This is a genomic window from Streptomyces pilosus (genome assembly GCF_014649835.1).
Classification (GTDB): Bacteria; Actinomycetota; Actinomycetes; order Streptomycetales; family Streptomycetaceae; genus Streptomyces; species Streptomyces pilosus.
This window is the reverse complement of the sequence record NZ_BMTU01000006.1, coordinates 24,695-44,439: the sequence shown is the minus strand read 5'-3', so window position 1 is coordinate 44,439 and position 19,745 is coordinate 24,695. Positions and strand designations below refer to the sequence as shown.

23 protein-coding genes are annotated in these 19,745 nt (G+C 73.4%); 9 read left to right on the top strand and 14 right to left on the bottom strand.

From position 1 onward, the window contains the following. Window positions 1-60: 60 nt before the first annotated feature. The 4 genes from IE118_RS16710 to IE118_RS16695 form a co-directional block, all read right to left on the bottom strand. On the bottom strand, window positions 61-414 hold the full coding sequence (locus tag IE118_RS16710) for a UBP-type zinc finger domain-containing protein (protein WP_189558706.1): 354 nt from the start codon (window positions 412-414) through the stop codon (window positions 61-63). Then, window positions 411-1,871 (bottom strand): ATP-binding protein, encoded by a 1,461-nt coding sequence (locus IE118_RS16705; RefSeq protein WP_189558705.1) that lies wholly within the window; start codon window positions 1,869-1,871, stop codon window positions 411-413. The genes IE118_RS16710 and IE118_RS16705 overlap by 4 nt, the downstream gene beginning before the upstream one ends. Next, window positions 1,868-3,544, bottom strand: coding sequence for an NAD(P)/FAD-dependent oxidoreductase (locus IE118_RS16700; protein WP_189558704.1), 1,677 nt, complete (start codon window positions 3,542-3,544; stop codon window positions 1,868-1,870). The genes IE118_RS16705 and IE118_RS16700 overlap by 4 nt, the downstream gene beginning before the upstream one ends. Before the next feature lie 111 nt (window positions 3,545-3,655). Next, window positions 3,656-4,009, bottom strand: a complete 354-nt coding sequence (locus tag IE118_RS16695) for a VOC family protein (RefSeq protein WP_189558703.1) — start codon at window positions 4,007-4,009, stop codon at window positions 3,656-3,658. Window positions 4,010-4,068: 59 nt separating this feature from the next. On the opposite strand from IE118_RS16695, the gene IE118_RS16690 reads away from it, so the two are divergent. Next, window positions 4,069-4,941 carry a universal stress protein gene (locus IE118_RS16690; protein WP_189558702.1) on the top strand — a complete coding sequence of 291 codons (873 nt, stop codon included), beginning with the start codon at window positions 4,069-4,071 and terminating at the stop codon, window positions 4,939-4,941. Between the two features lie 13 nt (window positions 4,942-4,954). Here the strand turns inward: IE118_RS16690 and IE118_RS16685 are convergent, their stop codons facing one another. The 3 genes from IE118_RS16685 to IE118_RS16675 form a co-directional block, all read right to left on the bottom strand. Next, the gene (locus tag IE118_RS16685) at window positions 4,955-6,187 is read right to left on the bottom strand and encodes a DUF4032 domain-containing protein (RefSeq protein ID WP_189558701.1); all 1,233 of its coding nucleotides are present in this window, start codon (window positions 6,185-6,187) and stop codon (window positions 4,955-4,957) included. Window positions 6,188-6,227: 40 nt separating this feature from the next. Beyond that, a complete protein-coding gene (locus tag IE118_RS16680; RefSeq protein WP_189558700.1) occupies window positions 6,228-6,974 on the bottom strand; it encodes an MBL fold metallo-hydrolase in 747 nt (248 codons plus the stop codon). A gap of 117 nt (window positions 6,975-7,091) precedes the next feature. Further along, a complete protein-coding gene (locus IE118_RS16675) occupies window positions 7,092-7,730 on the bottom strand; it encodes an alpha-ketoglutarate-dependent dioxygenase AlkB (protein WP_189558699.1) in 639 nt (212 codons plus the stop codon). A gap of 126 nt (window positions 7,731-7,856) precedes the next feature. Here IE118_RS16675 and IE118_RS16670 point away from each other — a divergent pair, with 126 nt between their 5' ends. Both IE118_RS16670 and IE118_RS16665 read left to right on the top strand, forming a co-directional pair. Further along, window positions 7,857-8,465, top strand: coding sequence for a TetR/AcrR family transcriptional regulator (locus tag IE118_RS16670; RefSeq protein ID WP_189558698.1), 609 nt, complete (start codon window positions 7,857-7,859; stop codon window positions 8,463-8,465). A 17-nt stretch (window positions 8,466-8,482) separates the two neighbouring features. After that, window positions 8,483-10,156 carry an FAD-binding dehydrogenase gene (locus tag IE118_RS16665; RefSeq protein WP_189558697.1) on the top strand — a complete coding sequence of 558 codons (1,674 nt, stop codon included), beginning with the start codon at window positions 8,483-8,485 and terminating at the stop codon, window positions 10,154-10,156. A gap of 24 nt (window positions 10,157-10,180) precedes the next feature. Here IE118_RS16665 and IE118_RS16660 read toward each other — a convergent pair whose 3' ends face one another. The 3 genes from IE118_RS16660 to IE118_RS16650 all read right to left on the bottom strand — a co-directional run bounded on the left by IE118_RS16660 (window position 10,181) and on the right by IE118_RS16650 (window position 12,180). Further along, window positions 10,181-10,531 carry a DUF488 domain-containing protein gene (locus IE118_RS16660; RefSeq protein WP_189558696.1) on the bottom strand — a complete coding sequence of 117 codons (351 nt, stop codon included), beginning with the start codon at window positions 10,529-10,531 and terminating at the stop codon, window positions 10,181-10,183. Between the two features lie 67 nt (window positions 10,532-10,598). Continuing rightward, window positions 10,599-10,853, bottom strand: coding sequence for a WhiB family transcriptional regulator (locus tag IE118_RS16655; RefSeq protein WP_189558695.1), 255 nt, complete (start codon window positions 10,851-10,853; stop codon window positions 10,599-10,601). A 106-nt stretch (window positions 10,854-10,959) separates the two neighbouring features. Then, window positions 10,960-12,180 (bottom strand): saccharopine dehydrogenase family protein, encoded by a 1,221-nt coding sequence (locus IE118_RS16650; protein WP_189558694.1) that lies wholly within the window; start codon window positions 12,178-12,180, stop codon window positions 10,960-10,962. Between the two features lie 134 nt (window positions 12,181-12,314). On the opposite strand from IE118_RS16650, the gene IE118_RS16645 reads away from it, so the two are divergent. Beyond that, window positions 12,315-13,028, top strand: a complete 714-nt coding sequence (locus IE118_RS16645; protein WP_189558693.1) for a TetR/AcrR family transcriptional regulator — start codon at window positions 12,315-12,317, stop codon at window positions 13,026-13,028. Window positions 13,029-13,076: 48 nt separating this feature from the next. Here the strand turns inward: IE118_RS16645 and IE118_RS16640 are convergent, their stop codons facing one another. Beyond that, complete coding sequence (locus tag IE118_RS16640; RefSeq protein WP_189559107.1) at window positions 13,077-13,973, bottom strand: LysR family transcriptional regulator ArgP; 897 nt, start codon at window positions 13,971-13,973, stop codon at window positions 13,077-13,079. Window positions 13,974-14,043: 70 nt separating this feature from the next. On the opposite strand from IE118_RS16640, the gene IE118_RS16635 reads away from it, so the two are divergent. Next, on the top strand, window positions 14,044-14,661 hold the full coding sequence (locus tag IE118_RS16635; RefSeq protein ID WP_189558692.1) for a LysE/ArgO family amino acid transporter: 618 nt from the start codon (window positions 14,044-14,046) through the stop codon (window positions 14,659-14,661). A 211-nt stretch (window positions 14,662-14,872) separates the two neighbouring features. Here IE118_RS16635 and IE118_RS16630 read toward each other — a convergent pair whose 3' ends face one another. The 3 genes from IE118_RS16630 to IE118_RS16620 form a co-directional block, all read right to left on the bottom strand. Next, window positions 14,873-15,331, bottom strand: a complete 459-nt coding sequence (locus IE118_RS16630; protein WP_189558691.1) for a cyclic nucleotide-binding domain-containing protein — start codon at window positions 15,329-15,331, stop codon at window positions 14,873-14,875. 269 nt (window positions 15,332-15,600) lie between these two features. Then, window positions 15,601-17,079 carry an aminotransferase class I/II-fold pyridoxal phosphate-dependent enzyme gene (locus tag IE118_RS16625; RefSeq protein ID WP_189558690.1) on the bottom strand — a complete coding sequence of 493 codons (1,479 nt, stop codon included), beginning with the start codon at window positions 17,077-17,079 and terminating at the stop codon, window positions 15,601-15,603. Between the two features lie 50 nt (window positions 17,080-17,129). After that, window positions 17,130-17,360, bottom strand: coding sequence for a hypothetical protein (locus IE118_RS16620; RefSeq protein WP_189558689.1), 231 nt, complete (start codon window positions 17,358-17,360; stop codon window positions 17,130-17,132). A gap of 149 nt (window positions 17,361-17,509) precedes the next feature. Here IE118_RS16620 and IE118_RS16615 point away from each other — a divergent pair, with 149 nt between their 5' ends. The 4 genes from IE118_RS16615 to IE118_RS16600 all read left to right on the top strand — a co-directional run bounded on the left by IE118_RS16615 (window position 17,510) and on the right by IE118_RS16600 (window position 19,727). Continuing rightward, a complete protein-coding gene (locus IE118_RS16615) occupies window positions 17,510-17,944 on the top strand; it encodes an ATP-binding protein (protein WP_189558688.1) in 435 nt (144 codons plus the stop codon). A 181-nt stretch (window positions 17,945-18,125) separates the two neighbouring features. Then, window positions 18,126-18,986: a SigB/SigF/SigG family RNA polymerase sigma factor gene (locus IE118_RS16610; RefSeq protein WP_189558687.1), complete on the top strand. Its 861-nt coding sequence runs from the start codon at window positions 18,126-18,128 to the stop codon at window positions 18,984-18,986. A gap of 41 nt (window positions 18,987-19,027) precedes the next feature. Next, window positions 19,028-19,270 (top strand): DUF5133 domain-containing protein, encoded by a 243-nt coding sequence (locus IE118_RS16605; RefSeq protein WP_189558686.1) that lies wholly within the window; start codon window positions 19,028-19,030, stop codon window positions 19,268-19,270. 28 nt (window positions 19,271-19,298) lie between these two features. Beyond that, window positions 19,299-19,727 (top strand): hypothetical protein, encoded by a 429-nt coding sequence (locus tag IE118_RS16600; RefSeq protein WP_189558685.1) that lies wholly within the window; start codon window positions 19,299-19,301, stop codon window positions 19,725-19,727. Window positions 19,728-19,745 lie beyond the last annotated feature (18 nt).

The window sequence follows — 19,745 nt, the reverse complement described above, 5'->3', positions numbered from 1 at the left end:
GACCGGGTGGGGGTGTCCGGTCAACGACGCGCGGCGGGCGGGGGTTCCCGGCGGTGCGGCTCAGCGGCGCAGCGTCTGCGTCCAGTTCGCGGGTACCCGGCCCGCCGGGCCCGGCGCCGGCTGGTCGGCGGGATGGTTCACGGGCGGGGCGAGGTCGGGGCCGGACTCGTACAGTTCGTCGGTGGCGTAGTTCCAGAACCAGACCTCGCCCGGCTCGTAACTGCGCACCAGGGGGTGGCCGGTGGCCTCGAAGTGCGCCGTGGCGTGCCGGCCGGGTGAGCTGTCGCAGCAGCCGATGTGGCCGCAGCTCGCGCAGCGCCGCAGATGGAACCACCACCCGCCCTGGGCGTCGCACTCGGCGCATCCCGTCCCGGTCGGCGGGGCGCTCGGGTCGATGGCGTGTTCGCTGGTCATGCCGGCTCCTCGGGGGTGTCGTCGGGGTCCGGGGCGGTGAGCGGGAGCAGCACCTGGAAACGGGTGTCGCCGGGCTCGGAGTCGAAGCGCAGGCTCCCGTGGTGCTTGTTCACCACGATCCGCCAGGAGATGTCCAGTCCCAGGCCGGTGCCCTCGCCCACCGGCTTGGTGGTGAAGAACGGGTCGAAGACGCGGTCCCGGATGTCCGCCGGGATGCCGGTCCCGGTGTCGCGGAACTCCACCAGCAGCCGGTCGTGCTGCCGTGCGGTGCGCACGGTCAGGGTGCCCCCGCCGCCCGTCTGCCGCATGGCGGAGACCGCGTTGTCGATCAGGTTGGTCCACACCTGGTTGAGTTCCGCCGGGTAGGCCGGGATCCGCGGCAGGCCGCGGTCGTACTCCTTGACCACCTCGATGCTCTGTCCGATCTTGCCGGACAGCATCAGCAGGGTGCTGTCGAGGAGTTCGTGCACGTCGGCGATCTGGAAGGGGGCGCGGTCGAGCTGCGCGTACTCCTTGGCGGCGTCGACCAGGTGCGAGATGCGGCTGGTGGAGTCCTCGATCTCGTCCATCAGCAGTTCCGTCTCGACCGTGTAGCTCAGCCACCCGATCGCCCCGGGGAGGACCTCCCCGTCCACGGCGGCCGCGACCTGGTCCAGCCAGTCCGCGTCCAGTCCGGCCTGTACGAAGGTGGGGGCGATCCGCCAGCCCTCGGCGATGCCGTGGTCGTCCAGCCAGTCGGAGAGGGCGTCCTCCCGGTCCGCCGCCTCCAGGGGGCTGAGCACGGGGGCCTTGGCGACTTGCTCGGCCGTGCGCTCCTGGATCTCGACGAGACGCGCCAGTGTCTCGCGGTCGTAGCCGCCCGCGGAGATGACGCGCAGTTTGTGCCGCATCTTCCCCACGCGTTCGCGCAGGGTGGCCGTGGCCCGGACGGCCGCCGCCGCGGGGTTGTTCAGCTCGTGCGTCAGCCCGGCCGACAACGAGCCCAGCGCCAGCAGCCGTTCCCGCTGCCCGATGGCCCGCTGGGTGCTCTTCGAGCCGAAGAACAGTCCCTCCAGCAGATGCACGGCCATCGGGAACCACTCCCGCATGATGCTCGCGAACGTGTCCGCGGGCAGCACGAAGAACCGCGTCGGCTCCGTCACGCGCAGGGAGTTGGTGTAGACCTGCGGGACCCGCTCCCCGAGGTAGGCCTGCATCGCGCCCGCGTACACGCCGCGCTGGGACGTGCGGCTGACCTCGACGTCGTCCCCGCCGACCCGGCGGGACAGCACGACGGTGCCTTCCAGCACGACGTAGAAGCAGGTCGCGGGATCGCCCTCGGCGTAGACCGGTCCCGGCTCGAACCGTTCGACCCGTCCCTCGCCGCAGAGCCGCCCCAGTTGTTCCGGGGTGAGCTTCTCGAACAGGAACAGGGAGCCGATCTCCTGCGGGCTGCACGGCGCCGGCCCGCCGCTCACGACTGCTCCAGGTGCCGGTGGACGAGCATCACGGCCATGGCTCCCTCTCCGACGGCGGACGCCACGCGCTTCGCGGACTCCGCGCGCGCGTCGCCCGCGACGAACACCCCGGGTACACTGGTCTCCAGGTGGTACGGCGGCCGGTCCAGCTCCCAGTCCGCCGGCGGCCGCCCGTCGGCGGTCAGATCGGGTCCGGCGAGGATGAACCCGCGCTCGTCGCGCAGCACCGTGCCGTCCAGCCAGCCGGTCAGCGGGGCGGCGCCGATGAACACGAACAGCCACTGCGCGTCGACCCGTTCGCAGCGTCCGCTGCCGGTGTCGCGCAGGGTCAGCCCTTCCAGGTGGCCGTCGCCGTGGGCGCTCTCCACGACCGTCCCGCACCGCACGGAGATGTTGTGCGCCCGGTCGATCTGCTGGATCAGGTAGTACGACATCGACGCCGCCAGGTCCGGGCCGCGCACCAGCAGCGTCACCGACTTGGCGAACCGGGACAGGTACATCGCCGCCTGGCCGGCCGAGTTGGCGCCGCCGGCGATGTACACGTCCTGTCCCTGGCAGGCGGCGGCCTCCGTCAGCGCGGACCCGTAGTAGACGCCGCAGCCGCCCAGTTCGTCGCAGCCCGGGGCCGCCAGCCGCCGGTAGGACACCCCGGTCGCCAGGATCACACTGTGCGCGGCGACCGAGGAACCGTCGGAGAACCGCACGATCCGGGCGGCGCCGGCGGCCTCCAGTCCCGTCACCTCGCGGGCGCTGAGGATCTCCGCGCCGAACCGGGTGGCCTGTCGCCGTGCCCGGTCGGTGAGCTGCGCCCCCGACACCCCGTCGGGGAAGCCCAGGTAGTTCTCGATCCGGGAGCTCTGGCCGGCCTGCCCGCCGGTCGCCGAGCGTTCCACGAGCACCGTGCGCAACCCCTCCGACGCCCCGTAGACCGCCGCGCCGAGCCCGGCGGGGCCGCCGCCGATCACCACCAGGTCGTAGAAGTCGGCCGCCGGGGTCGTCGCCAGTCCCACCCGGGCGGCGAGGTCGACCGTCTCCGGCTCCACCAGCGGCGCCCCGTCCGGTGTGATCACCACCGGCAGCCGTATGCCGTCCTCGCCCGCGGCGGCCAGCAGCCGCCGTCCCTCCGGCTCGTCGGAGGAGTACCACCGGTAGGGCACCTGGTTGCGGGCCAGGAACTCCCGTACGTCCGAGGAACGCGCCGACCAGCGGTGTCCGACCACCTTGGTGCTGGGCACCGGCCGGTGGTCGCTGCTTCGCCACGCCCGCAGCAGGTCGTCCAGGACCGGGTAGAGCTTCTCCTCCGGCGGGTCCCACGGTTTGAGGAGGTAGTGGTCGAGGTCGACGACGTTGATCGCGTCGATCGCCGCGCCGGTGTCGGCGTACGCGGTCAGCAGCACCCGCCGCGCGCCCGGGAAGACGTCCACCGCCTGCTCCAGGAACTCGATGCCGTTCATCCGCGGCATCCGGTAGTCGGCGAGGATCACGGCGACGAGGTCGCCGCGCAGCTTCAGCTCGCGCAGCGCCTGGAGCGCCGACTCGCCGGACTCCGCGCGCACGATCCGGTACGACGCGCCGTAGCGCCGCCTCAGGTCCCGGGCCACGGCGCGGGAGACCCCGGGGTCGTCGTCGACGGTCATGATGACGGTCCGCGCTGCGCCGGCGGCCTCGGTCATACGTCCCCCACGTGACGGTAGGCTCCCGGCACGGCGGCCCCGGTCCGGCCACCGCACCGGCCCTGCCATCGTATGTGCGTTCGCGCCGGCCCGCTCAGGAACGGGCGGGCCTCACCCGGGGCGGGACGACAGCACGCAGAACTCGTTGCCCTCGATGTCCGCGAGGACCACCCAGGACTGCTCGCCCTGCCCGATGTCCACCCGGCGCGCGCCGAGCGCGAGGAGACGGGCCACCTCCGCGTCCTGGTCCTCGGGCCGGAAGTCCAGGTGCAGCCGGTTCTTGCCGGCCTTGGCCTCCCGCACCGGTTCGAAGATCAGGCCCGGCAGCCGGTCCGGCGACGGCCGGATCTCGAACTCGCCGGGGGCGTCGTTCACCACCACCCAGCGCAGCGCCTCGCACCACCAGCGTCCGAGGGCCACCGGATCGGCCGCGTCCACCACTACCTGCTCCCACCTCAGAGTCATGCGGCCAGCGTAGGGAAGACTGGAGCCCGCGCAGTGGACACGACACCGGGAGGAACCGCATGACGCGCCCGATCACGGCAGGGATCGACGGAACCGAGGAGAGCCTCGCCGCGCTGCACTGGGCGGCCAGGGAGGCGGTCCGCCGGGGACTGCCGCTCCGGGTGGTGCACGCCTGGACGTTCGAGCCGGGCGGCGCGGTGGAGACGGGTGACAGGGCCACCCAGGAGCAGTGGGTGCGCGACTCGGTCGACGAGGCGGCCCGCACCGTCCGGGACCGGCACGCGGAGCTGTCCGTGAGCACGGACGTCCACGAGGGCGACGCCGTGGAGACGCTGACGGCGCTGGCGGCCGAGTCGGAGATGCTGGTGCTCGGCTCGCGCGGGCACGGCCGGATCATCGGCTTCCTGGTCGGTTCGGTCGGCCAGCAGGTGATCGTCGGGGCGCGCCGGCCGATCGTGTTCGTCCGCGCCGGGGACCGGGCCTCCCAGGAGGTCGCCGGGCACGAGATCGTCGTCGGGCAGCAGGGCGACCCGGAGGACAGCGCGGCGGCCCTCGGCTTCGCCTTCGAGACCGCCGCCCGGCGCGGGGCGACGGTGCGGGCCGTCCGTGCCTGGGCGCTGCCGCCGGTGTTCGCCTACAGCCCCTCCTCCCTCCAGCTCCTCGACGAGGCCGGCGGCCTCGAACCGTTCGAGCAGAAGGCCCTGGCGGCGGCCCTCGCCCCCTGGCGGGAGCGCTACCCGGACGTGCACGTGGTCGAGCACGTGGAGATGGGCAGCGCGGGGCAGGTGCTGCTGTCGGTGTCGGGCACCGCCCAGCTGATGGTCGTCGGCCGCCGCGCCCGCCGCACCGCGGTGGGCACCCGGATCGGCTCGGTGGCCTACGGCGTCCTGCACCACGCGGACTGCCCGGTGGCGGTCGTCCCGCCCGCCTGAGGCCGCGGCCGGCTCAGTCCTCCGTCGGCTGGAGGGTGGTGCGGGCCCTGGGCAGGATGTTCCGGATGTAGTCCTCGACGACCGTGTCGAGACCGATGTCGTGCTGGGCCCGTTCGGACATGTACCAGCGGTGCTCCAGGAGTTCGTGGTAGATCTCCGCGGGGTCCATCGGGCCGCGCAGTCCGGGGGGCACGGAACGCACGGTGGGCCGGAACACCTCGCGCACCCAGCGGTGGGCGAGGACTTCCGGACGGGCGCCGAGGGGGTCGCCCGGGGCGTAGTCGTCCTGGGTGGCCATCCAGCTCTCCAGGTCGTTCAGCAGCCGCCTGGCCTGGTTCTCCTCGGCGTCGAGCCCGGTCAGTCGCAGCAGTTGCCGCTGGTGGTGGCCGGCGTCGACGACCTTCGGCACGAAGGTGACCGTGTCGCCGTTGGAGGCGTGCTCGATCTGCATCTCGGCCACGTCGAAACCGAGGTCGTTCAGGCGCCGGATGCGGCGCTCGATGTAGTGGTACTTGCCCGCCGGGTAGACGGAGGTGCGGGTCAGCTCCTGCCACAGGCCCTGGTAGCGGGCACAGATCTCGGTGCCGAACTCGATCGGGTCGACGGAGGGGTGCAGTGCCCCGGAGGCCTCCAGGTCGAGCAGTTCGCCGCTGATGTTGACCCGGGCCAGGTCGAGGTCGTACTCGCGCTGCCCCGTGCTGAGTTCGGGGTGCAGGTCCCCGGTCTCCGCGTCCACGAGGTAGGCGGCGTAGGCGCCCGCGTCCCGCCGGAACAGTGTGTTGGACAGCGAGCAGTCGCCCCAGGCGAACCCGGCCAGGTGCAGCCGGACCAGCAGCACGGCGAGCGCGTCCATCAGCCGGTGCATGGTCGCCGGGCGCAGCGTCGTCTCGAACATCGACCGGTACGGCATCGAACCGCCGAGGTGCCGGGTGACCAGGACGCTCTCCAGCGGCTCCCCGCCGGGGTCGGTGCGGCCGGTGACCACGGCGAGCGGGTCCACCGCCGGGATACCGATGCGGTCCAGGTCGCGCAGCAGCTCGTACTCCCGCAGGGCGGGCCGCTGGGCGAGTTCCTTGACCGCGATGACCTCGTCACCGGCGCGCGCGTAGCGCACCACGTGCCGGGAGATGCCGCGCGGCAGCGGCACCAGGTACTCCTCCGGCCAGTCCTCCAGCGGCAGGTGCCACGGCAGTTCCAACAGGAGCGCGGGATGCTCCGGGTTGGTGGCGTTGATCTGCAGTGCCATGGCTGCGGTGTCCTCGTCTCGCGGTGATCGTCACCTCACCCTAGTGCGCGCGCTCCCGGGCCAGCCGGGCGGCGTCGCGGACGGGCCCCTCGTACAGCGGGCCGTGTCCGGGCAGCAGCAGGTCGCCGTCGAGCCCGCCCAGGACGTCCAGCGAGGCCACGGCGGTGGCGCGCTCGTGGTGGAACATGTCGGTCAGCATCTGCGGCCCCTCGGTCCGCGAGGTGGGGTGACCGTTCACCAGGGCGTCGCCGGACACCACGACCCCCCGCCCGGGGAGATGGAAGGCGCAGTGCCCGGCGGTGTGGCCCGGGGTGTGCACGGGCACGGGCCGGCCGGGCAGGTCGAGCGGACCGGACCCCGGGAACGGCTGGGGCGCGGTGACCGCGACGTCCGCCGTTCCGCCGCGGCGCAGGGCGTGCGCGGCCCACGGCAGCACACCCGGCCGCCATCCGTTGCGCAGCACCTGCCCGACGCTCACCTGGTGCAGGAAGTCCCGTCGCGCGTGCGGGACTTCGGCCTCGTGGGTGTACACGGGAATGCCGTACGCGGCGCTCAGGTACTCGGCGGAGCCCAGGTGGTCGTTGTGGGCGTGGGTGATCAGCACGGCCGTCACCGCCCCGGGCGAACTCCCCACCTCCGCGAGGGAGGCGAGCAGCCCCGGGCGATCACCGGGGTATCCGGTGTCGATCAGCGTGACGGCGTCCCCCTCGGTGAGGATCACCCAGTTGGTGTGCGTGCCGTGCACCAGGTAGGTGCCGTCCGCCACGTGTCGCACTGTCGCCCGCATGACCGCCCCGAGTCGTCTCGTCGTCCGTGTCCGACGGGAGAAGGAAAGCAGATGACGCAGGGGCGGCGGGCGGCGGGCCGGGACACCCGGCGGGGGTGGGTACGGGCCGCGGGCCGGTCAGTTGACCCCGCGCGGGCGGAACTGGACGCTGATGCGCGGTCCGGCGGCGCGGCCGGACTTGGGGACGGCGTGCTCCCAGGTGCGCTGGCAGGAGCCGCCCATCACGATGAGGTCGCCGTGCCCGAGCGGACGGCGCACGGTCTCCCCGCCGCCCACCGGACGCAGCAGCAGGTCGCGGGGCGCGCCCACCGAGAGGATGGCGACCATGGTGTCCTCGCGCGCGCCCCGGCCGATCCGGTCGCCGTGCCAGGCGACGCTGTCCCGGCCGTCCCGGTAGTAGCAGAGCCCGGCGGTGGCGAACGGCTCGCCCAGTTCGCCGGCGTAGTGCGCGCCGAGCGCCCCGCGCGCCTCGGTCAGCACCGGGTGCGGCAGCGGGTCGCCCGCCCGGTAGTACGCCAGCAGCCGGGGAACGTCCACGACGTGGTCGTACATCTGCCGCCGCTCCGCCCGCCAGGGGACCTCGGCGGCCAGATGCTCGAAGAGCGCGTCGGAACCGCCGAGCCATCCCGGCAGGACGTCGATCCAGGCGCCACGGCCCAGTTCGGTGCGGCGCACCCCGTCGAGCGGGCCCAGCCGCAGCTCGTCGGCCTGGTCGAACAGGGACCCCTGGAGTGACGGGGCGTGGTGCGTGCTCATGTGCCCAGCGTACCCCCTTAATCGAAAACATGTTCTAGATCGATCCGGGCCACGCGCACGGGTCTGTTCGATACACCGGTGTATCGGATACGTTCCCGTATCGAACGGGGACCGGAAGGAGCGGGCATGGCGGCGGGGAAGACGGCGGGGCGGGTCACCCGGCGCCGGCTGCGCACACGCGCGAACCTCCTGGACGCCGCGTTCTCGGTGTTCGCCGCCAAGGGGTTCGGGCACGTCTCGATCGAGGAGATCTGCGAGGCGGCCGGCTATACCCGGGGCGCCTTCTACTCGAACTTCGCCGGCCTGGACGAGCTGTTCTTCGCCCTGTACGCGCAGCGCGCCGAGCTGATCGCCGAACAGGTCTCCGGCGCCCTCGCCCTGGACGGCCCGGACCTCGACGTGCCCGCCGCCGTCGACCGCGTCACCGACGTCCTGCTGCTCGACCACGACTGGCTGCTGGTCAAGACCGACTTCCTGGTGCACGCCGCCCGCGACCCCGAGGTGGCGCGCGGCCTGCTGGAACACCGGGCGCGACTGCGGCGGGCCATCGCCGACCGGCTGGCCCGGGCCCGCGGCCACACCGAACTGCCCGCCGTCCTCGGCGGGGTCGAGGGCGCCGCGCACGCCGTGGTCGCCGCCTACGACGGTGTCACCACCCGACTGCTGCTGGACCGGGACGTCGCGGGCGCCCGGGCCTGGCTGAAACAACTGCTCACCGCGTTGCTCACCGGATGAAGGAAGGGACGGTCGCCATGGATGCCGACGTCATCGTCGTCGGAGCGGGACTCGCGGGCCTCGTCGCGGCCCACGAGCTGACCAGCCGGGGCCGCAGGGTCGCCCTGGTCGACCAGGAGAACGCCGCCAACCTCGGCGGGCAGGCCTTCTGGTCGTTCGGCGGGCTGTTCCTGGTGGGGTCGCCGGAACAGCGGCTCCTCGGCATCAAGGACTCCTTCGACCTCGCCTGGAGCGACTGGCGGGGCAGCGCCGGCTTCGACCGCCTCGACGACGAGGACAGCTGGGCGGTGCGCTGGGCGAGGGCCTACGTGGAGTGGGCGGCGGGGGAGAAGCGGTCCTGGCTGAACGGCCACGGCATCACCTTCCTGCCCACCGTCGGCTGGGCCGAGCGCGGTGACCTCCGCGCGGACGGCCACGGCAACACCGTGCCCCGCTTCCACATCGCCTGGGGCACCGGGACCGGCGTCGTCGAGCCCTTCGTCCGGTACGCCCGGCAGGCCGGCCGGGACGGGCTGCTCACCTTCCACCACCGCCACCGGGTCGACGAACTCGTCGTCGAGGGCGGCACCGCGCGCGGGGTGCGCGGCACCGTGCTGGCGGAGGACGACGCACCGCGCGGGGTGGCGTCCAGCCGCGAGGGCGTCGGCGAGTTCGAACTGACCGCCCAGGCCGTGATCGTCACCAGCGGCGGCATCGGCGCCGACCACGACACCGTCCGCCGCCACTGGCCCGAGCGGCTCGGCACCCCGCCCCGCGAGATGGTCACCGGCGTCCCGGCGTACGTCGACGGGCGGATGCTCGACATCAGCGCCCGCGCGGGAGTGCGGCTGGTCAACCGGGACCGCATGTGGCACTACACCGAGGGGCTGCGGAACTGGGACCCGGTCTGGCCCGGGCACGGCATCCGCATCCTGCCCGGACCGTCCTCCCTCTGGTTCGACGCCCTCGGCCGCCGGCTCCCCGAGCCCTGCCTGCCCGGTTACGACACCCTCGGCACGCTGAAGCACCTGCGCACCACCGAGGACATCGCCGGACACGACCACTCCTGGTTCGTCCTGACCCAGAAGATCATCGAGAAGGAGTTCGCGTTGTCGGGCTCCGAGCAGAACCCCGACATCACCGCCAAGGACCGGGCCGGCTTCCTGAAGGAGCGCGTGCTGGGCAAGGGAGCCCCCGGTCCGGTGGACGCCTTCCTGCACAAGGGCGCCGACTTCGTCACGGCGCCGACCCTCGAACAGCTCGTCGAGAAGATGAACGCCCTCACCGACGAGCCCCTGCTCGACGCGGCACTCATGCGGCGCCAGATCGAGGCGCGCGACCGGCAGATGGACAACGCCTACAGCAAGGACGCCCAGGTGCAGGGCATCCGCAACGCCCGCCGTTACATCGGCGACCGCCTCGGCCGGGTCGCCACCCCGCACCGCATCCTCGACCCGGCCGCCGGTCCGCTGATCGGTGTCAAGCTCAACATCCTCACCCGCAAGACCCTCGGCGGTGTCCAGACCGACCTCGACTCGCGCGCGCTCGGCGCCGACGGCCGGCCGGTCGAGGGGCTGTACGCGGCGGGAGAGGTGGCGGGCTTCGGCGGCGGAGGCGTCCACGGCTACAACGCGCTGGAGGGCACCTTCCTCGGCGGCTGCCTCTTCTCCGGCCGCGCGGCCGGACGGGCGGCGGCCGCGCAGACGGCGTAGGCCACCGGGGTGCCGGCCCGCCCCTCAGTCCTCGAGGAGGCGGGCCAGCACCCCGGCGTGACTGTGACCGGTGTCCTTGGACGCGGTCAGCAGGGTCACCGTGCCCCTCTCCGCCAGGTCCCTGACCCGGTCGACGAGTTCGGCGGCCTCCGGAGCGGCCAGTTCCGCCTCGTAGCGCGCGCGGAACTCCTCGTACGAGCCGCCGTCCCCGTGGTACCAGCGGCGCAGCTCCGCCGACGGCGTCAGCTCCCTGGGCCAGGCGTCCACCCGGGCCGCGTCCTTCGCCAGACCGCGCGGCCAGAGCCGGTCGACCAGGACGCGCACCCCGTCGTCCGGCTCGGGCGACTCGTACACCCGGCGCACCCGTACGCTCATCGTTCAGCCCCTTCCGGTGGTGTCCCGCGAGCCCGCCGCGGACGCGCGGGCCGGGCGCGGCGCGCTCTCACGAGCCGGTGGCCCGCCGAGCGGCGATGCGCCGCTTGAGCGCCCGCCGTTCCGTCTCGCTCGTGCCGCCCCACACGCCGATGGACTGGCCCGTCTCCAGTGCCCACTCCAGGCACTGTTCCTGAACGCGGCAGCGCCGGCACACCGCCTTGGCCTGTTCCGTCTGCATCAGGGCGGGGCCGGAGGTGCCGATCGGGAAGAAGAGGTCGGGGTCCTCGGTCCTGCAGGCCGCGCTGCTTCGCCAGTTGTCCATCGAAAGTCACCTGCGATCGGAGTCGATGCACACCCTTGCGGATGCCTTACACCGATTCGGGTGACCTGTCGAGTCGAGGTGAAACTGCCGGACCGTGTGCGCGGGGTCACTGCTCGCGCAACCCCCACGGTGAACCGTACGCCGTCAGCAGCTCCAGGAAGGGACCCGCGGGGAACGCCTCCGGCCCGAGGACGCCCGTGCCCGTCCAGGCGCCGCGGGCGAGGAGTTCCAGCGCGACGACCGGGTTGACGGCGGTCTGCCACACCACGGCCTGGCAGCCGTACTCGGTCATGGACCACTCGTTGTCGACCACGTGGTACAGGTACACCTCGCGCGGCGCCCCGTCCTTCACGCCCCGCACCCAGGTGCCGGCGCAGGTCTTGCCGCGCATCCGCCCGCCCAGCGTCGCGGGGTCGGGCAGACAGGCGGCGACGACGTCCCGGGGCGAGACCCGCACCGGCCCGTCGGGACCCGGCACGGTCACCGGCTCGGTACGGTCCAGGCCCAGCAGGTGCAGCGTCCTGAGGGTGTCCACGAACTCGCGGCCCAGGCCGTACTTGAAGGTGACCCGGCGCGCGTCCACCCACCGCGGTACGAGCAGTACCTCCTCGTGCTCGACGTTCACGCACTCCACCGGGCCGATGCCCTCGGGGAAGTCGAACACCTCGGGCTCGCTGAAGGGTTCGGTGGTGAACCAGCCGCGGTCCCGCTCGTAGACGACCGGCGGATTGAGGCATTCCTCGATGGTGGTCCAGATGTTGAAGGAGGGGGCGAAGCCGTGGCCGTCCACCGTGAGGTCCGCCCCGTCCCGGACTCCGATCTCCTCGATGACGTCGAAGAGTTCGTCGGCGGCGTAGCGGGCGAACACGTCCGAAAGGCCGGGCTCCACCCCCATGCCGACCAGGGCCAGCGCACCGGCCTCCTCCCACGCGCCGGCCTGTGCGAACTGCTCGTCGCCGAGCTTGACGCCGCACTCCTCGTACGGCTTCTCGGAGTGCGGCCGGGACAGGGACATCGCCATGTCGACATACGTGGCACCGGCGTCGCGCGCGGCCCGGAACAGCGGCATCACGAACCGCGGATCGGTGGCGTTGAGCAGCACGTCGCAGCCGTGCCGCTCCAGCAGCGCCGTCACCGCGCCCTCGTCGGAGGCGTCCACGCGCCCGGCCCGGAACCGGGCACCGTCCGCTCCGAGCGCCGCGACCGCCGTTTCCGCCCGGGCCGGGTCGAAGTCGGCCACCACCATCAGGTCGAAGAACGGCCGCCGGGCGGCGATCCGGGTGATGGCGGTACCCACGCCGCCCGCTCCCACCAGCAGTACACGCATGACGGAGCACTCCCTTCCTTCCTCGTGGATCCCCTCGGATCCGGGATGCGTACCGGGGCCCCGGTGGGGATACAACGCCCTGCCGCGGCGTAAGGTCAATGGCGTTGGCATAAGGACGGCGGAGGGGGACGGGGATGCCGAAGCGCGTGGTGCCCGAGGAGCGGCGCAGGCGCCGCAGGCCGACGAAGAGCGGCCGGGTGCTGTCCGAGGCGCTGATCGTCGAGACCGCGCTGCGGCTGCTGCACGAGCACGGCAGCGCGGGACTGACCGCCCGCCGGCTGGGCCTCGCCCTGGACTGCGACCCGAGCACCCTCTACCGCTACTTCCGCGGCATGGACGAACTGACCCTCGCCCTCGGCGACGCGCTGATCGGCCGGGCGCTGCGCGGCTGGCGCCCGGCCGGGTCCTGGCGCGAGGACCTGCGGGCCATCGGGCTGCGCATCCACGCCGCCTACCTGGCGCACCCGCAGGCGGCGGTCCTCACGGCGAGCCGGGTCTCCGGCCGCGCGGCCGAACTCGCCGCCGACGAGGCGGTGCTGGACGTGCTGCGCACCGCGGGCTTCCCGCTGCCGGAGGCCGTGCGCGTCTATCACGCCTTCATCGACACCACCCTGGCCTTCGCCGCCCTGGACGCCGCCTCCCTGGCGCTGCCCGACGCCGCCCGGCGTGCCGACGAGGAGATGTGGCGCTCGACCTACGCCCGCCTGCCGGCCGCCACCCACCCGCGCCTCGCCGAGGCGGCCCCGCTCCTGGCCACCCGCATGGTCACCAGCGCCTACCCGACGGCCCTCGACATGCTTCTGACCAGCGCCGGGATCGATCTCGACGGCCGCCGGGACGTGTCGTGAGGGCTTCGCCGCCGGGTGACACCGGGCACGCTCCCCGGTGCCCTGCGTCTAGCGGTACAGCGCCTCCGCCGCCGCAGCGGTGACCGCGTCGGTCACCGCCGCCAGCGCGGGGGAGTCCAGCTTCCACTGCTGCCAGTACAGCGGTGCGTCGACCGCGCGGTCCGGGGCGAACACGGTCAGCCGGCCGGCACGCAGCAGGGGGTCCGCCTGCGGCTCGGGGACCATGCCCCAGCCCAGACCGGCGGCGACCGCCTCGACGAAACCCTCCGATGTCGGTACGTGGTGCCGCCGCTCACTCGCCCCGGCGCGCCCGCGGGTGAGGCGGCGCACGAAGCCGTCCTGGAACTCGTCCCGCCGGTCGAACACCACCACCGGCGCCTCCGGCAGCACCTCGCGCAGCGGCCCCGCCAGGTGCTCCGCCGCGAACCGGGGGCCGGCCACCGGCAGATAGCGCATCCGGCCCAGGTGCCGCACGGAGCAGCCCGGCACCGGGTCCGGCGAGGAGGTCACCGCGGCCATCACCGTCCCCTCCCGCAGCAGGGCAGCGGTGTGGCCCTCGTCCTCCCGGCGCAGTTCGAAGCAGAGCCCCGCCGCGGCCGGCAGCCGGGTCAGGGCCCCGAGGAACCAGGTCGCCAGCGAGTCGGCGTTCACGGCCACCGACACCCGGGTCGGCCCCCCGGCCCCGCTCAGCCCCAGTTCGGCGTACGCGTCCCGTTCGAGCCGGCCCACCTGACGGGCCAGCCGCACCAGCACCTCGCCCGACTCCGTCGGCCGCACCGGCTTGGTGCGCAGCAGCAGCACCCGGCCCGTGCGCTGCTCCAGCGCCTTCACCCGCTGGCTCACCGCCGAGGGCGTCACGTGCAGCGCGGCGGCCGCCGCGTCGAACGTCCCCTCGTCCACCACCGCGAGCAGCGTGCGTACCTGGTCCAACGGAAGATCGGTCATCACAGTGGCTAAGGGTACGTAAGAATCCTTAGCTGTACTGCACAGGCCCTCCGGCCGTAGCGTCGTCGCCATGACCAGCGCCCTGACCACCGCCGCCGCCGGATTCGGCACCGGCCTCTCCCTGATCGTCGCCATCGGTGCCCAGAACGCCTTCGTGCTGCGCCAGGGTGTCCGCCGCGACGCCGTGCTCCCCGTCGTCGCGATCTGCGCCCTGTCCGACGCGGCCCTCATCGCCCTGGGCGTCGCCGGTGTCGGCGCGGTGGTCGTGGCCTGGCCGGGCGCGCTGACGGCGGTCGGCTGGATCGGCGGCGCCTTCCTGCTCGGCTACGGCGTGCTGGCCGCCCGCCGGGTGCTGCGGCCGGCCGGCGAGGGACTGCGGACGGAGGGCGAGGCGGCGGGGTCGCGCCGCCGGGCCGTGCTCACCTGCCTCGCCATGACCTGGCTCAACCCGCACGTCTACCTCGACACCGTGTTCCTGCTGGGCTCGGTCGCCGCCGACCACGGCCCGCTGCGCTGGACCTTCGGGCTGGGCGCCGTACTGGCCAGCCTCTGCTGGTTCGCCGCGCTCGGCTTCGGCGCACGTCTGCTGAGCCGCTTCCTGGCCCGCCCCACCGCCTGGCGGGTCCTGGACGCGCTGGTCGCCGCCACCATGGTCGTCCTCGGTCTGACGCTCATCGCGGGAGCCTGAGGACAGCGCGCCGCCCCCGCGGCACCGGACCGCGGCCGGCGGAGGCGACCGCCGGGCAGGACGGTCCTCCGCACCGGCGAGAGCGGCGCGGCACCGCGGGCGGCGGACCCGGAGCCCGAGCCGGCCCGGCCGGGGCCCGTTGTCCGGAACCGGGTCGTGAGCGGGCGCCCGCCACCGCGGTGCCGGCGCCGCGCCGACCGGGTGCGAGGACTTACACGAGCCCGCCGCGCCGGTGCATCGCGTACTGCTCCATCAGCTTGCCGCGGGTCGCCTCCAGCCGGTGGGCGAGCACCTCGGCGACCTTGCGCACCAGCAGCAGACCGAGTTCGGGGTCCTCCTCGCACAGCCGGAGCACGGCCGCCGCGTCGAACTCGTAGGCGCGCACCGGGCTGAAGGCCACGGCGCCGAAGTCCCACTCGTGCGGCGGGAACAGCCAGGACCAGCCCAGCAGGTCACCCGCGCCGAGCGCGGCGACCGTCACCCGGTGCAGCTCGTTCACCGGCTGGTCCAGCGAGACGGCGCCGGAGCGGATCACCCAGAAGCGGTCGGCGGTGCCTCCCGACTCGAAGATCCGGGTGTCCTCCGGGAAGGACACCTCCCGCGCCAGGGCCATCAGCCGTGCGCGCTGCGGAGGGGGGAGGGCCGTCAGGAGTTTGATCGCTTTGGTCATGGCGCGGGGCTCCTCGCCGGGCAATCGGTACCGGTGCTTTCCCTACGTTCATTTCAGCCGCTGCCGCCGTTCGGGGCACCTCGGCGGGCCGGGGGCGCGTCCGGGCATGAAAAAGCCCTGGCTGGACGGGGGAAGCCAGCCAGGGCCGTAAGCGGTGGCGTCCGGAGGACAGAGCGTCGACTCCGGCACCACGTATGGGTGAACGATAAACCATCTAGTCGGCGTTCCGGTAATCCGGTCGCGTGACCTCTTTCACGCCGGGCGCGCGCTCAGCCGGCACGCTCGTCCACCACCCGCACCGTCTCCAGGGCCGGGTCCGAGGGGTCGGGCAGGTACATCCCCGCGTCGAGGCCGGTGCGCAGGTACCGCAGCACGGGCTCGGTGAGCCGCTCACCCGGCAGGACGGCCGGGATCCCCGGCGGATACGGAGTGATCATCTCCGCCGCGACCCGGCCGGCGGCCCGCGACAGCGGGACGTCCTCGGCCGGACCGAAGAACGCGTCCCGCGGGAGCAGCGCCTGCTCCATCCGCAGCTCGCCCGGCTCCGGCACCTCCACCCTCGGTGCCGTCGGCAGGCTCTTCGCCGCCCGGCCCAGGTCCCGCAGCGCCGACAGCAGCTCTCCGGTCGTCTCCCGGTCGTCACCGTGGGTGATCTGCGCCCCGATCCGGCGGTGGTCGGCCAGGTGCGCGTCGATGCTCCGGTGCTCGCGCAGCCAGTCCGCCGCCTGATAGCCGGAGATGCCCAGACCGTCGAGGTCGATCACGCAGGGCAGCGGGTCGAAGTCGTCCGCGAGCTCCGGGCCGCAGAAGTCGTCCCGGTCGTTCACGTGCATCCCGCCGATCCGCCCGATGGCGGCCCGGACCTCGCCGGCGAGCTCCAGGGCGGCCCCCATCAGCTCCTTGCCGCCCAGGGCCATCTGCCGCCGCCAGCCGTCCAGCCCGGCGTAGATCAGGGCGGAGGGGCTGGTCGTCCCCAGCAGGTCGGCCCGCATGCCCAGCAGCGCCGGCGGCACCAGACCGCCCTTCAGATGGAACACGGAGCCCTGCTCCAGACCGCTGCCCATCTTGTGGATGCTCGTCACACAGATGTCCGCGCCCGCGTCCATCGCCCAGGAGGGCAGATCGGGATGGAACGGCAGGTGCGCGCCCCACGCCTCGTCCACGATCAACGGACGCGAACGCCGGTGGCACACCTCGGCGATCGCCTGCAGCGGCGCGGCCGCGCCGTACGGGGTCGGGCTGGTCACCAGCGCACCACGGGCGTCCGGATGGGCCTCGAAGGCCCGGTCGAAGTCGACCGCCGACGGCGGGTGCGCGAGCTTCCGGCCGGCGTCCCAGCGGGGCTCCACCCACACCGGCTCGATCCCGGACAGGATGAGCCCCGCCACCACCGACTTGTGGGCGTCCCGCCCGATCAGCAGCTTCTCGTGCGGACCGGCGGCCGACAGCATGGCGGCCTTGACCGACAGGGAACTCCCGCAGGTGCTGAAGAACGTGTGATCGGCGTGCACCGCGTCGGCCATCAGCTCCTGGGCCTCCTGGAGCACACGCCCCCGCGTAAGCCGGTCGTCCAGACCACCCGTGGCCAGGACGTCCCCCAGGAACACCGCGTCCCCGAGCACCTCACGGACGGCGGGGTCCGCGCCGCGGGCCTGCTTGTGACCCGGCGGCGTGAAACCGATCCGCCCCTCGCGGTGGTAGTCCTCCAGTGCTTCCAGAACCGGCGCCCGGCTGTGATCGACCGTCATGGACCCCGGGTGCCCGGCTCCCGACGGCGCCAATCCACGCACCGGGGCGTTCAGCCCCGCGCCGCGTGCCGTCCCGGCGTCAGGATCTCGTCCAGCACCCGCAGCACCACCCCGTACGCCACCGTGCGCACCTCGGCGTCCCGTGCCGCGGCCGGGTCACCGGAGTCCTCCCGGCCGAGCTCCTCGCCCCGGGCCCGCCAGGCCCGCTCCTCCTGGGCCGCGCAGGCCCTCGCCCGCTGAATGCGCCGCAGCAGTTCGTCCGCGTCCACCACATCGGTCATACGCACCGCGTACCCGCACGCGGCGTCCGGATGACAGGGGAGCGGGAAGCGGCGGAGAGGTTTGTCCTCAACGGGACAGGTGAGCCGAAAAGGGAGGTCCGAGGCAATTGCCCCGGCGACCGCCACCCCCCGAGCCGAGGAGCCACAGCATGAGTGAGGAGCGCACGACCGCACCCCTTCTCCAGCCGCCCGGGGCGCCCCGGGCGGTGCCCGCCCGGCCTGCCGAGGTCCGCGAGGCCGTCGCGCGGGCGGTCTCCGAACGCTGCCGCGCCACCCGCACGGCCTGCGACTCCGACGCCCTTGCCGACGTCCTGCTCGTCGCCTCCGAGCTGACCACCAACGCCATCCTGCACGGCGGGGGAGTCACCGACTTCCGGGTCGACGTCAGCGGCCCCGGCGTACGCCTGTCCGTGAGCGACCGCAGCGACGAGCTGCCCGTCGTCGTGCCCCGCACCGACCCGCGGGGGCGCCGCCGTCCCGGCGGTCACGGCTGGCCCATCGTGTGCCGCCTCGCCCGCGACGTCCGGGTGTCCGACCTGCCCTCCGGCGGCAAGTGCATCACCGCGCTCGTACCCCTGATCTGAGCTCCTGGCGGATTGCGTGAGGAAGCGGAGTTTGTTCCACCGGGGGCGGGGCAATCGGAGGTTCGTGCTTCGGACCGGAGGCGCGCCGGCGGGAGTGGCAGGCCGCTGAGGACCCTCCGGGTGTCCTGGCGGCCGACCATCCCGCGGTCCCCCCTCAAACCACCGCTCGGGAGCGAACCGCATGCTCATTGACACGTCCGCCCATCGTCCCGGCTCCTCCGACACGCAGGCCGCGCCGTCCCGCCGGCGACACGACGACGCCCCCGACACCGCCGTCCTCTTCGACCGGCTGGCCTCGCTGGAGGACGGCCCGGAGCGGGACGCGGTGCGCGACGAGCTCGCCACGGCCTGGCTGCCCATGGCCCACCGCATCGCCGGCCGTTTCCGCGACCGCGGCGAGTCCATCGAGGACCTCCGCCAGGTCGCCGCCCTGGGCCTGGTCAAGGCCATCGACCGGTTCGACCCGAGCCGCGGGGCCTTCGAGAGCTACGCCGTCCCCACCATCACCGGCGAGGTCAAGCGGCACTTCCGCGACCGGATGTGGGCCCTGCGGGTGCCCCGCCGCGTGCAGGAACTGCGCAACAAGGTGCGCGTCGCGCGGCGGGAGCTCACCCAGAACCCCGGCAGCCCCGAACCGTCCGTGGCCGACCTCGCCGCGCACACCGGGCTGACCGAGGAGGAGGTCGCCGCCGGGATGGAGGCGCTGGAGAGCTTCAGCACCCTGTCCCTCGACGCCGAGCTGTCCTCCGACGACGACGGCTACAGCCTCGCCGACACCCTCGGCACCGCGGACGCCTCGTACGACGTCGTGGTCGACCGCGAGTCCGCCAAGGAAGGACTGCGCCGGCTGCCGGAACGCGAGCGGGCCATCCTCTACATGCGCTTCTTCGAGGACATGACCCAGAGCCGCATCGCCGACCGGCTCGGCATCTCCCAGATGCACGTCTCCCGGCTGATCAGCCGCAGCTGTGCGCGCGTGCGCGCCGACGTGCTGGGACAGCGCAAGACGCCGCGCGGCGGCGGACACTCGGCGACGGCGTGACCAGCGCCCGCCCCGGACCCGACTGCGAAAGAACGAGACACATGCTGAAGCCCCACCCCACCGTGCTGCGCCGCCTCGTCGAGGAGTACGAGGCCCTGGCGGCCACCGGAACCGTCGCCCACGGCACCGCGGCCCACGACCCGCGGATCCGTGACCTGGCCTACACGCTGTGCGTGTCGACCGGCACGCGCGACGTGCGGCAGGCCCTGGCCACCGCGCACCGATGGCTGGCGGCGGCCGGCGGGCCGGACCTGACGAACTCCGCCGAGCCGGCGACCGTATGACTTGCCGGGGGAGGGGAACCCGAAGCCGATGAGCGAATCCGAGATTCCCCCGGAAGGCCGGCCCGTGGACGTCTACCTCGACCTCCTGCGCGTCCGGATGGACACCGAGGACTACCGGCTTCTGCTTGACGTGGTGGAGCCGGTCCTCGAAGCGATCGACGAACACCGCCTGTCCGGCATGGACCTCGCGCTGGACAGCGGCGACGAGGAACTGCCGCAGGAGGTCCGCGACGAGGCCGCCCTGGTCATCGCGACCGCCGTGACCGGCCGCCTCGACAACGAGGTGGTCGAGCTGGAGGTCGACGACACCGGACCGGTCAGGGTGGTCACCGACGCGGCGACCGCCGCCGACCCGTCCCGTCTGGGCGAGATCGCCGACTTCATCAGGGACCGCCACCGTCAGAACGAGGAGCTGCGCGGCATCGCGGAGGCCAGCGGCCTCCCGACCGACTTCTGACCCATACGGCTCGCGCAC

Bases quoted from the DNA above. Each gene is read 5' to 3' on its own strand.
- IE118_RS16710 (WP_189558706.1), bottom strand. From the start codon at position 414: ATGACCAGCGAACACGCCATCGACCCGAGCGCCCCGCCGACCGGGACG.
- IE118_RS16700 (WP_189558704.1), bottom strand. From the start codon at position 3,544: ATGACCGAGGCCGCCGGCGCAGCGCGGACCGTCATCATGACCGTCGAC.
- IE118_RS16695 (WP_189558703.1), bottom strand. From the start codon at position 4,009: ATGACTCTGAGGTGGGAGCAGGTAGTGGTGGACGCGGCCGATCCGGTG.
- IE118_RS16690 (WP_189558702.1), top strand. From the start codon at position 4,069: ATGACGCGCCCGATCACGGCAGGGATCGACGGAACCGAGGAGAGCCTC.
- IE118_RS16685 (WP_189558701.1), bottom strand. From the start codon at position 6,187: ATGGCACTGCAGATCAACGCCACCAACCCGGAGCATCCCGCGCTCCTG.
- IE118_RS16680 (WP_189558700.1), bottom strand. From the start codon at position 6,974: ATGCGGGCGACAGTGCGACACGTGGCGGACGGCACCTACCTGGTGCAC.
- IE118_RS16675 (WP_189558699.1), bottom strand. From the start codon at position 7,730: ATGAGCACGCACCACGCCCCGTCACTCCAGGGGTCCCTGTTCGACCAG.
- IE118_RS16670 (WP_189558698.1), top strand. From the start codon at position 7,857: ATGGCGGCGGGGAAGACGGCGGGGCGGGTCACCCGGCGCCGGCTGCGC.
- IE118_RS16665 (WP_189558697.1), top strand. From the start codon at position 8,483: ATGGATGCCGACGTCATCGTCGTCGGAGCGGGACTCGCGGGCCTCGTC.
- IE118_RS16660 (WP_189558696.1), bottom strand. From the start codon at position 10,531: ATGAGCGTACGGGTGCGCCGGGTGTACGAGTCGCCCGAGCCGGACGAC.
- IE118_RS16655 (WP_189558695.1), bottom strand. From the start codon at position 10,853: ATGGACAACTGGCGAAGCAGCGCGGCCTGCAGGACCGAGGACCCCGAC.
- IE118_RS16650 (WP_189558694.1), bottom strand. From the start codon at position 12,180: ATGCGTGTACTGCTGGTGGGAGCGGGCGGCGTGGGTACCGCCATCACC.
- IE118_RS16645 (WP_189558693.1), top strand. From the start codon at position 12,315: ATGCCGAAGCGCGTGGTGCCCGAGGAGCGGCGCAGGCGCCGCAGGCCG.
- IE118_RS16640 (WP_189559107.1), bottom strand. From the start codon at position 13,973: ATGACCGATCTTCCGTTGGACCAGGTACGCACGCTGCTCGCGGTGGTG.
- IE118_RS16635 (WP_189558692.1), top strand. From the start codon at position 14,044: ATGACCAGCGCCCTGACCACCGCCGCCGCCGGATTCGGCACCGGCCTC.
- IE118_RS16630 (WP_189558691.1), bottom strand. From the start codon at position 15,331: ATGACCAAAGCGATCAAACTCCTGACGGCCCTCCCCCCTCCGCAGCGC.
- IE118_RS16625 (WP_189558690.1), bottom strand. From the start codon at position 17,079: ATGACGGTCGATCACAGCCGGGCGCCGGTTCTGGAAGCACTGGAGGAC.
- IE118_RS16620 (WP_189558689.1), bottom strand. From the start codon at position 17,360: ATGACCGATGTGGTGGACGCGGACGAACTGCTGCGGCGCATTCAGCGG.
- IE118_RS16615 (WP_189558688.1), top strand. From the start codon at position 17,510: ATGAGTGAGGAGCGCACGACCGCACCCCTTCTCCAGCCGCCCGGGGCG.
- IE118_RS16610 (WP_189558687.1), top strand. From the start codon at position 18,126: ATGCTCATTGACACGTCCGCCCATCGTCCCGGCTCCTCCGACACGCAG.
- IE118_RS16605 (WP_189558686.1), top strand. From the start codon at position 19,028: ATGCTGAAGCCCCACCCCACCGTGCTGCGCCGCCTCGTCGAGGAGTAC.
- IE118_RS16600 (WP_189558685.1), top strand. From the start codon at position 19,299: ATGAGCGAATCCGAGATTCCCCCGGAAGGCCGGCCCGTGGACGTCTAC.